Source organism: Ornithinimicrobium carbonis (genome assembly GCF_977012275.1).
Map to the genome: position 1 here is coordinate 3,539,093 of NZ_OZ348993.1, position 11,785 is coordinate 3,550,877.

The following is an 11,785-nucleotide window of genomic DNA, read 5'->3' on the forward strand; positions in this document are numbered from 1 at the left end:
GGACGCCGCCGGTGCCCGGGACGCCGCCGGTGCGCGGGACGCCGCCGGTGCGCGGGACGCCGCCGGTGCGCGGGTATCGTGGGCGGCGCACCTCCCCCGCCCCCGTCCGACGAGGAGCCCTGCCGTGCAGGACGTCACCGTCCCCCCGCTCATCCCCTCCACGACCGACGGCAGCACCTCCACGTATGCCGTGGAGTGGGCCGAGCGCGAGCCCTCGCGGGTGATGATGAGCCGCCAGGGTCCCGAGGGGTGGAGCGCCGTGACCGCCGCGGAGTTCCGCGCCGACGTCGACGGGCTGGCCCGCGGGCTGGTCGCCGCCGGCATCGAGACCGGAGACCGCGTGGCGGTCATGAGCCGCACCCGCTACGAGTGGACCCTGGTCGACTTCGCCCTGTGGAGCGTGGGCGCGGTGCCCGTGCCGGTCTACGAGACCAGCTCCCGGGAGCAGGTGGAGTGGATCGTGCAGGACTCCGGGGCGGTCGCGATGATCGTGGAGGACCAGCACCTGCTCGGCGTGGTCTCCTCCGTCCGGGAGGTGCTGCCGACGCTGCGGGACGTCTGGTGCATCGACGGGGGGTCGTTGGACGAGCTGGTGACCGCCGGGCAGGACGTCCCGGTCGAGGAGGTCGCGCGCCGGCGCGACGCGCTCGTGCGGGCCGACCTGGCCACGATCATCTACACGTCCGGCACCACCGGCCGCCCCAAGGGGTGCGAGCTGACCCACGACAACTTCATGGCCCTCTCGGAGAACGCCGCCGAGCGCCTTGCGGTCGTCATCAAGGCGCCCGGGGCCTCCACGCTGCTCTTCCTGCCGCTGGCGCACGTGTTCGCCCGCTTCATCCAGGTCGTCAGCGTGCACGCCGGAGCCCGCCTGGGCCACACGCCGGACCCCAGGACGGTGCTGCAGGACCTGGCCGGCTTCCGACCCAGCTTCCTGCTGTCCGTCCCGCGGGTGTTCGAGAAGATCTACAACTCCGCCGAGCAGAAGGCCGAGGCCGCTGGTCGCGGGCGCATCTTCCGGTGGGCGGCCCAGGTCGCCCAGGACCACAGCCGCGCCCAGGACCGCGGCCGCGTCGGCGTGGCCCTCAGGGCGCAGCACGCCCTCGCGGACCGGCTCGTCTACGCCCGGCTGCGGGCGGCGATGGGCGGGAAGGTGGAGTACGCCATCTCCGGCGGCGCCGCCCTCGGCGAGCGGCTGGGACACTTCTACCGGGGCATCGGCGTCCTGGTGCTGGAAGGCTACGGCCTCACCGAGACCACCGCCCCCGCCACGGTCAACACGCCCGACATGATCCGCATCGGCACCGTCGGGCGGCCGTTCCCGGGCGTGTCGGTCCGGGTCGCCGACGACGGCGAGATCCACGTCAGGGGCGTCAACGTCATGCGGGGCTACCACCACGACCCCGAGGCGACGGCCGAGGTCCTGCAGGACGGCTGGTTCCGCACCGGCGACCTCGGTGAGCTGGACCAGGACGGGTTCCTGCGCATCACCGGCAGGACCAAGGAGCTGCTCGTCACGGCCGGTGGCAAGAACGTCTCCCCCGGGCCGCTGGAGGACCGCCTGCGGGCCTTCCCGCTGGTGTCCCAGTGCATGGTCGTGGGCGAGGGACGCCCCTTCGTCGCCGCGCTGGTCACCCTCGACGAGGAGATGCTGCCCACCTGGGCGGCGGCCCAAGGGCTGGACGGCCTGACGACGGAGCAGGCCCGCACCCACGAGGCGGTCCGCGCCGAGGTGCAGAAGGCCGTGGACGCGGCCAACGAGAGCGTCAGCAGGGCCGAGTCCATCCGCACGTTCGCCATCCTCGGAGAGGACTTCACCGCCGAGAACGGCCTGCTCACCCCGTCGATGAAGCTCAAGCGGGGGCGGATCACCGAGCGGCTCCAGGCCGAGATCGACCAGCTGTACACGCGCTCGGCACCCCGCCGGGACTGAGGCTCGGCCTCGGCCGGGCCTCGCCGGGCCTCGGGGGCCGGCGGTCGGCCCTCGGGCGGTCGGCCCCCGACGGTCAGCAGGCCGGCCTGGCGTCAGCCCGCCGCCCAGTGCCGGGAGTCGACGAGCTCCGCCCGGGCCGAGGACGCCTCCTCCGGCGTGACGAGCCCGGCGCGGACGAACGCGCTGACGGCGGCCAGCTCGTCGGTGTCCAGCCGGACCCTCGGGGGGCCGGTCCCGACGCCGTCCTCCCGGTCGTCCAGGTCGTCCAGAAAGCCCCGGTCGTCCTGGTCGTCCAGGAAGACCCGGTCGTCCGGGACCTCCCGGTCGCCCTGCGGGCGGGTCGGCGCGGCCGTCGGGGTCTGCAGCCACACCGCCCCCAGGACGGGGACGAAGCAGTCACCGCAGTGACGTCCCCGCACCGGACAGGTCTGGCAGTCGATGGTGGTCGTGGTCATGTGGTCCACCTCCTTGTCCTCGACGCTAGGACGCAGGTCCGACATACCCCCGACCGCGTGTCGGGAGCAGGGGTCTGTCGGAGGACCCGTCTACGTTCGGTGGCATGCAGATGGTGCAGGCGACGTTCGAGGACCTGGGGGTCTCCCTGGCCGACGTGACCTTCGTCGTCGTCGACCTGGAGACGACCGGCAGCTCGCCCGCCGGCTCCCAGATCACCGAGGTCGGCGCGGTCAAGGTGCGCGGCGGCCAGGTGCTGGGCGAGTTCCAGACGCTCGTGCGCCCGGGGTCGCCCATCCCGCCCTTCATCAGCGTGCTGACCGGCATCACCAACGCCATGGTCGCCGACGCCCCCTCGATCCGCACCGTGCTGCCCCAGTTCCTCGAGTTCGCGGCCGGCTCGGTCCTGGTGGCCCACAACGCCGGCTTCGACATGTCCTTCCTCAAGGCGGCCGCCGCGGAGACCGGGCACGCCTGGCCGGGGTTCGCGGTCATCGACACCGTCCGGCTGGCCCGGCAGCTGGTGCACAAGGACGAGGCCCCCAACCACAAGCTGTCCAGCCTGGCCCGGCTGTTCGGCGCCGCCACCACGCCGGACCACCGCGCCCTGCACGACGCCCGGGCGACGGTCGACGTCCTCCACGGCCTCATGGAGCGGGTCGGCAACCTCGGCGTGCACACCCTCGAAGAGCTGCAGTCCTACACCTCGCGGGTCAGCACCGCGCAGCGGCGCAAGCGGTTCCTGGCCGAGGCGATGCCCTCCGCGCCGGGGGTCTACGTCTTCCGCGACGGTCGGGGCGAGCCGCTGTACGTCGGCACCGCCTCAGACCTGCGCCGCCGGACCCTGACGTACTTCACGGCCTCCGAGACCCGCCGTCGGATGGCCGAGATGGTCGGCCTGGCCGAGTCCATCACCCCGATCGTGTGCGCGACCAGGCTGGAGGCTCAGGTGCGCGAGCTGCGCCTCATCGCCGAGCACAAGCCGCGCTACAACCGGCGGTCCCGGCACCCGGAGAAGGCCGTGTGGGTCAAGCTCACGGCCGAACCCTTCCCGCGCCTCTCGATCGTGCGCACGGTCCGGTCCGACGACGCCCACTACGCCGGGCCGTTCACCAGCAGGCGCACCGCGGAGTCGGCCGTGACCGCCGTGCACGAGGTGGTGCCGCTGCGCCAGTGCACGGCGCGGATCGCCGCGCGCGCCACGCAGGGCTCGGCGTGCGTGCTCTTCGAGATGGGTCGCTGCGGCGGCCCGTGCGTCGGAGCCCAGTCCGTGGAGGAGTATGCCGAGGTCGTGCGCCGGGCCACGGAGGCGCTCACCGGCAGCTGCCGGGACGTCATGTCCTCGCTGCGCACGCGGCTGGACGCCCTGGCCGCGCAGGAGCGGTTCGAGGAGGCCGGGACCCTGCGGGACCGGATGATGGCCCTGGTGCGGGCCGCGGCCCGTGCCCAGCGGCTGCGCCCGCTCATTTCGACCACCGAGCTGGTCGCCGCCCGCCCCCGCGAGGTGGGGGGCTGGGAGGTCGTGTGCGTGCGCTACGGCCGTCTGGCCGGCACCACGACCACGCCGCCGGGGGCGGACCCGATGCCGTACATCGAGGCCCTGCGCCAGACCGCCGAGGTGGTCGAGGGCCCCGGAGCCCTCCCCGAGGAGAGCGAGCTGGTGCTGGGCTGGCTGGAGAAGCCGGGCACGCGGCTCGTCGACCTCGAGGGGACGTGGACCTGCCCCGTGGACGGGGCGGGTGCCTCCCGAGCCGAGCTGGAGCCGCAGTCCACCTCCTGGGGCAACCCCGACCACCTCGACGCGACCCCGGCACGGCCGTGGGACCGTCCGGTCGGGGCGGTGGCCGGCACCTCGGTCTGACGGGCCCTGGCTGCCCTCGGTGCGGTGGACGGTGCCCAGGGTCTGACGGGTGCCGACAGCCGTCCCCCCGGCCGTCCTCAGCCGTCGAGACCCAGGTCGAACCCGGCGTCCAGGTCCTCGTCGGAGTAGGTGCGGAAGGCGATGTGGGTGCTGGTCTCCAGCACACCGGCCACCTTGTTGAGCCGGTCGGCGATGACGTCGTGGAAGTCCTCGTGGCGCGAGACCCGCGCGACCGCGATGAGGTCGACGTCGCCGGTCACCGAGTAGACCTCGCTGATGCCCTCGATGGCCGCGATCTCGCGCGCCGCCTCGGGGATGCGGGCCACTTCTGCCTTGATGAGCACGATCGCCGAAATCACCAGGCCACTGTAGCGCCCGAGGCCCGGCCCGGACCCTCAGCCCCAACCCAGCTCGTGCAGCGCCTCGTCGTCGATGCCGAAGTGGTGGGCGATCTCGTGGACCACGGTCACCGCGATCTCCTCCAGGAGGTGCTCGCGGTCCTCGCACATGCGCACGAGCGGACCGCGGAAGATGGTGATCCGGTCCGGGAGCGTCCCGCCCCAGGACAGGTCGCGCTCCGTCAGGGGAACCCCGTCGTAGACGCCGAGCAGCTCGGGATCCTCCGGCGGCGGTTCCTCCTCGACGAGGAAGACCACGTTGTCGAGCTGGTCCATGAGCTCGACGGGCACCAGGTCCAGCGCGTCACCGACCGCCTCCTCGAACTCGGTCATCGACAGCGAGGCCGGGTCCTCCCCGGGCACCGACGACGGCGCCCCGTCCTCCGGTGGAGGGACGGGGCGCTCGTCGGGGGCGTGGTCGTCAGCGACGACCGGCCCCGATGCTGTCGTCCTCGACGTGCCCGGCGGCGGGGGCCCCGGGGACGTCCGAGACGGACTCGGAGTGCTGCTCGATCCCGGCGGCCGCGTCCGGGGTGTCCAGCGCCTCGTGCTCGCCGTGGTGGTGGGCGGCGGCCAGCTCGGCCGGCGTCACCGGGGCGATCGCGTCCTTGTAGTAGAACCGCGACAGCGCGTTGCGCGCACCGGAACCGCCGCCGGGGCGACGGACACCGTGCTCGTCGACGCCACCGGACTCGAGCCCGAGCGGGCGCGGGGTGTCGTGCTGGACCAGGGCCCAGCGCTCGTACTCGTCCATCGGCTCGTGCACCTCGAAGAAGCGTCCCTCGGGGGTGCGCACGATGCGACCGGTCTCGTGCCCGTGCAGGACCTTCTCCCGGTCGTGCCGCTGCAGCGAGAGGCAGAGCCGCTTGGTTAGGAAGAACACGATGACCGGAAGGACGAAGAACATCAGCCGGAAGAACATGGTGATGTCGTTGATCGACAGCTGCAGCTTGATCGCCAGGATGTCGTTGATCGTGGCCAGCGCCAGGACGACGTACATCGAGATGGCGGCCAGGCCCACGGCGGTCCGGGTCGGCGCGTTGCGCGGGCGGTCCAGCAGGTGGTGCTCGCGCTTGTCACCGGTGACCCAGGCCTCCACGAACGGGTAGATCCCCAGGATCAGCCACACCAGCGGCAGCAGCAGCAGCGAGCCCAGGAAGATGTTCATGCTCCACACGGTGCCGAAGATCTCGAACTCCAGCCATCCCGGCAGCAGGCGCAGGGCCCCGTCGGAGAACCACATGTAGAAGTCGGGCTGGGACCCGGCGGTGACCTGGGTCGGGTCGTAGGGACCGTAGACCCACACCGGGTTGATCTGCACCAGCGCAGAGACGAGGGCGGTGATCCCGAAGACGACGAAGAAGAACCCGCCGGCCTTGGCCGCGTAGACCGGCATGACCGGGAAGCCCACCACGTTGTTGTTCGTCCGCCCCGGACCGGGGTACTGGGTGTGCTTGTGGATGACCACCAGCGCCAGGTGGGCCACGAAGAGGCCCACGAGGATCGCCGGGATCAGCAGCACGTGGACGATGTACAGGCGCGGGATGATCGCCTCGCCGGGGAACTCGCCGCCGAAGACGAAGAAGGTCATCCAGGTGCCGATGACCGGGGCGGACATCATGAACCCGTTCATCGCCCGGATGCCGGTGCCCGAGAGCAGGTCGTCCGGCAGCGAGTAGCCGGCGAAGCCCTCGATGGCCGCAAGCAGCGACATGACGACGCCGATGACCCAGTTGATCTCCCGCGGCTTGCGGAAGGCACCGGTGAAGAACACGCGGGCCGCGTGCAGCGCGACGCCGACGATGAAGAACAGCGCCGACCAGTGGTGCAGCTGCCGCATGAGCAGGCCACCCTTGACGTCGAAGCTGATGTCCAGCGTGGACTTGTAGGCCTCGGACATGCCGATGCCCTTCAGCGGCACGTAGGAGCCGTCGTAGGTCACGTGACCCAGGCTGGGCACGAACCAGAAGGTCAGGAAGGTGCCGGTGATGAGCGCGATGATCATGGAGTACATGGCCACCTCGCCCAGGAGGAAGCTCCAGTGGTCGGGGAAGACCTTCTTGAGGCCGAAGCGCATCGCCTTGGCCAGACCGGTGCGGTCGTCCACCGGGCTGAGCACCTTGGGGAAGCGGGCGTCCGCGGAGGCCTGGTCGGTCGGGTCGATCGCCGTCGTCGTCGAGGCGCTCTCCCTGCGCAGGTGCCCCGCACCCTGCGGGACGTGGGTGGAGCTCATGCGTCGTCTCCCATCAGAAGGCCCGGGCGTTCACGCTCGAAGAAGCTGGTGCCCACCGGCTCGCGGAAGCTGTCCGCCGCGACGAGGTAGCCCTCGTCGTCGATGGTGATCGGCAGCTGCGGCAGCGGCCGCCGTGCCGGACCGAAGATGACCTCGCAGTCGTTGGTCATGTCGAAGGTCGACTGGTGGCACGGGCAGAGCAGGTGGTGGGTCTGCTGCTCGTAGAGCGCCACCGGGCAGCCGACGTGCGTGCACACCTTGGAGTAGGCGAACACCCCCTCGACGCCCCAGTCCAGCTGCTTCTGGCTCTGCACGAGGGAGGGGTCGAGGCCGACGACGATGACCTGGGCCTCGGCCTTGACGATGAGCAGCTCGTCGGCGGGCAGGTCGTGCGCCTCCTCCCCGACGTAGCCCTCGGGCATGACGTGGAAGACGGACCCGCGGGTGACGTCCGCGGCCCGGATCGGCACCCCGGCGGGGTCGATCATCAGCCGCATGCCGGCCTCCCACACCGTGTCGTAGAGCTCACCGCGCGGACGCGGTCCGAGCCCCGCGGCGACGGGCACGACGAGCGGCAGGGCGAACAGGCCGAGCGCGCCGCCGGCCGAGCCGAGGATCGCGGTGCGGCGGTTCAGCTGGGAGCTGCGCCACCCGTGCGACAGGACCCGGGCGACGGCCTGGCGGTCGTCGTCCGGGGAGGCCTGCGGGTGACGCTCCTCGATCTGCTCCACGTCGGGCATGAGCGTCTTGGCCCAGTGCACGGCCCCGAGGCCGATCCCCAGCAGGGACAGCCCCATCGTCAGGCCGAGCGCGACGTGGAAGAGGTTGACCTCGCCGATCCCCACGATCGTCCCCTTGAGCTCGGGGTCGATCGCGAAGTAGGCGACGAGGAAGGCGATCGAGGACAGCGCCGAGACGGTGAACAGCACCACGACCTGGGTCGCGGCCCGTCGGGCGGCCTTGTCGTCGACGTCCGCGCGCCGCGGGGAGTGCGGCGGCAGACCGGGGTTGGGGAAACGGTCCTGGGACGCGGGGTCGCTCAGGGCCGGCAGGTCGTTCTCGTGGGTCGCCACCTCAGGCCGCCTTCCGTCCGATCCAGACCGCTGCCGCGATCATCACGCCGATGCCGATGGTCCACACGAACAGCGCGTCCCCGGCCGGGCCGACGCTGCCCAGGCCGGCGCCGCCGTGGGAGTTGCCGCCGTCCTCGATGTACTTGAGGAAGGCGATGACGTTCTCCTTGTCCTGCGGGGTGAGGTTCTCGTCGTTGAACACCGGCATGGACTGCGGACCGGTGAGCATCGCCTCGTAGATGTGCTGCGGCTCCACGCCCATGAGGGTCGGCGCGTACTTGCCGCGGGTCAGGGCACCCCCGGTGCCCGAGGAGTTGTGGCACATCGCGCAGTTGGTGCGGTAGAGGGCACCACCGTTCGCGATGTCGGCGCCCTCCAGGTCGAGGTACTCCTCGTCCGGCACGTCCGGGCCGGGGCCGAGGGAGTCGACGTAGGCGGCGAGCTGGGAGATCTGCTCCTCGCTGAACTGCACCTGGGAGGCGTTCCGCTCGGCCTGCACCCCCGGCGCCGGCAGCGGCATACGCCCGGTGGAGACCTGGAAGTCGACAGAGGCCGCACCGACACCGATCAAGGACGGCCCGATCGGGTCCACGCCCTGGGCGTTCTTTCCGTGGCAGGTGGCGCAGTTGGCCAGGAAGAGCTGCTCCCCGGCCTCGACGTCGTCCTGGGTGGCGGTGGCGGCGGAGGTGCCGGGTGCGGCCTTGGGGGCGAACGCTGCGTAGGCCGTACCCGTGAAGGTCAGGCCCAGGAGCAGCAGGACCAGCAGCGCCAACGGGCTGCGGCGACGTGCGGCGAGAGAACTCACTCGTCGTTCCTTCCGAGGGTGGTCGGGGCGGGCGGGTGGGCCGCTGTCGGCCGTTGACGTGGGCGGGGTCATGGCGTCACTGCAGCAGGTAGATCACGGCGAACAGGGCGATCCACACGACGTCGACGAAGTGCCAGTAGTAGGAGGTGACGACCGCGCCGGTGGCCTGCGCGTGGGTGTACCGCCTGGCGGTGAAGCTGCGGCCGATGATGAGCAGGAAGGCGATCAGCCCGCCGGTCACGTGCAGCCCGTGGAACCCGGTGGTGATGTAGAAGACCGACCCGTAGGGGTCGGCCGTCGGCGTGACCCCCTCGCTGGTGAGCGTGGCGTACTCCCAGACCTGGCCGGCGATGAAGGTGGCCCCGAAGAGGTACGTCAGCACGTACCACTCGCGCATCCCCCAGCCCTCGGCCCCCAGCGGGTTGCCGATCTTGAAGATGCTGCCGGTGCGGTGCGGCACCCCGCGCTCGGCCTTCCAGACCCCGAACTGGCACCACACCGAGGAGATCACGAGGATCATCGTGTTGATGGTGGCGAAGCGCACGTCCAGGAACTCGGTGCGCTCGGCCCACATGTCGGGCGAGACCGACCGGATGGTGAAGTACATCGCGAAGAGCCCGGCGAAGAACATGATCTCGCTGGAGAGCCAGACCATGGTGCCGACGGCCGTCATGTTCGGCCTGGTCGCCGGCCCGTGCATCGTCGCGTGGAACCGGTCCGCGTCGGTCATCGTTGCTGCAGGTGTCGTCGCCACCCGGACATTATGGCCCAACGTCGTAGATGAATGTGCACACCCCGCCCCGCGCGCCGCCCGCGGGAGCGCCGGAGGGGAAGAACCCGAGGTCACCGGTGCCCTCCGAACGGGACGGTCGGGCGGTCGGGACGGGCAGGGTTGGACAGCCGGGGGCGTCCGTCCGCGGCGGCCCACCCGCTACGATCGTGCGCATGACCGTCACCCCCGCCGCGTCCCAGCACCCTGACACCCAGGCCCGCAGCATCTCGGTCCTGCTCTTCAGCGACGACCGCTCGGTGCGCGACCAGGTCCGGCTCGGCGTGGGGGACCACCCCGCCCACGACGTCGTCGTGGAGCGGTGGCACGAGTGCGCGACGGCCCCGGCCGTCGAGGCCGCCGTCGGCACCGGGACCTACGACGTGCTCATCCTCGACGGCGAGGCCCAGCCCTACGGCGGGATGGGGCTGGCGCGCCAGCTCAAGAGCGAGGTCTACGACTGCCCGCCCATCGTCGTGCTCACCGGCCGGCCCGTGGACGGGTGGCTGGCCACCTGGTCGCTGGCCGAGGCCGCCGTGCCCCGTCCGCTGGACCCCGAGAAGCTGGCCGACACCGTCGCCCTCCTCGCCCGCCGGTGACCGGCGGAGCGACCCCCCGGACCGGCGAGGACGCCGGGACCACCTGGCCGGACCTGCTGACCGCCCTCGTCGCCGGCCGGGACCTCTCCCGCGAGCAGACCTCCTGGGCCATGGGCCTGATCATGTCCGGCGAGGCGGGCCCGGCCCAGGTCGCGGCCTTCCTCACCGGCCTGCGGGCCAAGGGGGAGACGGTCGAGGAGATGGTCGGCCTGTCGACGGTCATGCTCGAGCACGCCGAGCACCTGAGCGTCGAGGGCCCGACGATCGACATCGTCGGCACCGGCGGCGACCGCGCCATGACCGTCAACATCTCCTCGATGTCGGCCATCGTCATGGCCGCCGCGGGTGCGGTCGTCGTCAAGCACGGCAACCGCGCCTCCTCCAGCCGGTCCGGCTCCGCCGACATGCTCGAGGTGCTCGGCGTGCGGCTGGACCTCTCCCCCGCCCAGGTCGCCGACCTCGCCGGGCAGGTGGGCATCACCTTCTGCTTCGCCAACGTCTTCCACCCCTCGATGCGCCACGTCGCCCCGGTGCGGCGGGACCTGGGGATCGCGACGGCGTTCAACTTCCTCGGTCCGCTGACCAACCCCGCCCGCCCCCGGTATGCCGTGGTGGGCTCGGCGGACGCGCGCATGGCACCCCTGATGGCCGGCGTGTTCGCCGACCGGGGCACCCGGGCGACCGTCTTCCGCGGCGACGACGGGCTCGACGAGATCACGCCGGCGACGACGAGCCGCGTGTGGTGGGTCGAGGACGAGGGCCGCGTGCACGAGTGGAGCCTGGACCCGGCCCGCCTCGGCGTCCCCCGGCACCCGGTGGACGCCCTGCGCGGCGCCGACGCCGAGCACAACGCCCGGGTGGCGCGCGAGCTGTTCGCCGGCTCGACCGGCGCGGTCCGCGACGCCGTGCTGCTCAACGCCGGCGTCGCCCTGGCGCTGCTGCAGGCCGGGGAGACCGGCCCCCACCCGCGCACCGAGGACGAGCTGCACGCCCACGTGCGGGCCGGGATGGACCGCGCCGCCCGCGCGCTGGACGAGGGGGCCGCCGCCGGCCTCGTCGAGCGCTGGGTCCGGGCCAGCCGCGACCTGACCACCTGACCGTCCGCCGACCCCGACGCCGGCCGCCCTGGTCCGACCCGGGCCGGTCACGTCGACCCGGGCCGGTGCCGTAGACCCGGCCGGTGCTGTGCCGTTACCCACGCAAGAACCCCCGGCCACAAGGCCGGGGGTTCTTGCGTCGACGTGGGTGGGGCTGGCTCAGACGGCCCGCTCGCCGCGGAAGTACTCGAAGGTCCAGCCCAGCAGCGACAGGACGAGGAACGGCGCGGCGACCACGACGAGCCACCAGCCGACCGCGACGCCGAGGACGGCGACGGAGATCGACAGGCCCAGCCACAGCGGCCACCAGGAGTAGGGGGCGAAGTGGCCGTAGTCACCGGTCTGGTCGGCGATCTCGCCCTCGAGGCTGTCCTCGGGGCGGGCGTCGACCGTCCGGCCGGACAGCCAGAAGAACCAGGCCACGAAGGCCGTCATCAGAGCCGTCAGGAGCAGGCCGATGATCCCGACCCACTCCCCGCCGTCGGTGAAGTAGGCGTAGATGATCCCCACGACGACGAAGAAGGGGACCAGGTAGGCGAAGACCTTGGCTTCGGACCTCACGGC

At 72.0% G+C, this 11,785-nt stretch carries 12 protein-coding genes; 4 read left to right on the plus strand and 8 right to left on the minus strand.

Annotation, left to right across the window (positions count from 1 at the left end):
* Positions 1-124: 124 nt before the first annotated feature.
* Entirely contained in the window at positions 125-1,933 is a 1,809-nt protein-coding gene (locus ACWHYA_RS16220) for an AMP-dependent synthetase/ligase (protein WP_425940552.1), read from the plus strand.
* Between the two features lie 92 nt (positions 1,934-2,025).
* On the opposite strand, the gene ACWHYA_RS16225 is transcribed toward ACWHYA_RS16220, so the two are convergent.
* Positions 2,026-2,388, minus strand: coding sequence for a hypothetical protein (locus tag ACWHYA_RS16225; RefSeq protein ID WP_425940551.1), 363 nt, complete (start codon positions 2,386-2,388; stop codon positions 2,026-2,028).
* Positions 2,389-2,492: 104 nt separating this feature from the next.
* Here ACWHYA_RS16225 and ACWHYA_RS16230 point away from each other — a divergent pair, with 104 nt between their 5' ends.
* Positions 2,493-4,247, plus strand: coding sequence for a DEDD exonuclease domain-containing protein (locus tag ACWHYA_RS16230; RefSeq protein ID WP_425940550.1), 1,755 nt, complete (start codon positions 2,493-2,495; stop codon positions 4,245-4,247).
* A 77-nt stretch (positions 4,248-4,324) separates the two neighbouring features.
* On the opposite strand, the gene ACWHYA_RS16235 is transcribed toward ACWHYA_RS16230, so the two are convergent.
* The 6 genes from ACWHYA_RS16235 to ctaE all read right to left on the minus strand — a co-directional run bounded on the left by ACWHYA_RS16235 (position 4,325) and on the right by ctaE (position 9,486).
* On the minus strand, positions 4,325-4,606 hold the full coding sequence (locus ACWHYA_RS16235; protein ID WP_075958909.1) for an Lrp/AsnC family transcriptional regulator: 282 nt from the start codon (positions 4,604-4,606) through the stop codon (positions 4,325-4,327).
* 36 nt (positions 4,607-4,642) lie between these two features.
* Positions 4,643-4,978, minus strand: a complete 336-nt coding sequence (locus ACWHYA_RS16240) for a metallopeptidase family protein (RefSeq protein WP_425941019.1) — start codon at positions 4,976-4,978, stop codon at positions 4,643-4,645.
* Positions 4,979-5,066: 88 nt separating this feature from the next.
* Positions 5,067-6,878 carry a cytochrome bc1 complex cytochrome b subunit gene (gene qcrB / locus ACWHYA_RS16245; RefSeq protein WP_425940548.1) on the minus strand — a complete coding sequence of 604 codons (1,812 nt, stop codon included), beginning with the start codon at positions 6,876-6,878 and terminating at the stop codon, positions 5,067-5,069.
* The gene (gene qcrA, locus ACWHYA_RS16250) at positions 6,875-7,951 is read right to left on the minus strand and encodes a cytochrome bc1 complex Rieske iron-sulfur subunit (RefSeq protein ID WP_425940546.1); all 1,077 of its coding nucleotides are present in this window, start codon (positions 7,949-7,951) and stop codon (positions 6,875-6,877) included. The genes qcrB and qcrA overlap by 4 nt, the downstream gene beginning before the upstream one ends.
* 1 nt (position 7,952) lies before the next feature.
* Positions 7,953-8,756: a cytochrome bc1 complex diheme cytochrome c subunit gene (gene qcrC / locus ACWHYA_RS16255; protein ID WP_425940545.1), complete on the minus strand. Its 804-nt coding sequence runs from the start codon at positions 8,754-8,756 to the stop codon at positions 7,953-7,955.
* A 76-nt stretch (positions 8,757-8,832) separates the two neighbouring features.
* Complete coding sequence (gene ctaE, locus ACWHYA_RS16260; protein ID WP_431473801.1) at positions 8,833-9,486, minus strand: aa3-type cytochrome oxidase subunit III; 654 nt, start codon at positions 9,484-9,486, stop codon at positions 8,833-8,835.
* 215 nt (positions 9,487-9,701) lie between these two features.
* Here ctaE and ACWHYA_RS16265 point away from each other — a divergent pair, with 215 nt between their 5' ends.
* A complete protein-coding gene (locus ACWHYA_RS16265; protein ID WP_425940543.1) occupies positions 9,702-10,124 on the plus strand; it encodes a hypothetical protein in 423 nt (140 codons plus the stop codon).
* On the plus strand, positions 10,121-11,221 hold the full coding sequence (gene trpD, locus ACWHYA_RS16270; RefSeq protein ID WP_425940541.1) for an anthranilate phosphoribosyltransferase: 1,101 nt from the start codon (positions 10,121-10,123) through the stop codon (positions 11,219-11,221). Before ACWHYA_RS16265 ends, trpD begins: the two co-directional genes overlap by 4 nt.
* Positions 11,222-11,380: 159 nt before the next feature.
* On the opposite strand, the gene ACWHYA_RS16275 is transcribed toward trpD, so the two are convergent.
* Positions 11,381-11,782 carry a cytochrome c oxidase subunit 4 gene (locus ACWHYA_RS16275; RefSeq protein WP_425940540.1) on the minus strand — a complete coding sequence of 134 codons (402 nt, stop codon included), beginning with the start codon at positions 11,780-11,782 and terminating at the stop codon, positions 11,381-11,383.
* Positions 11,783-11,785: the final 3 nt, after the last annotated feature.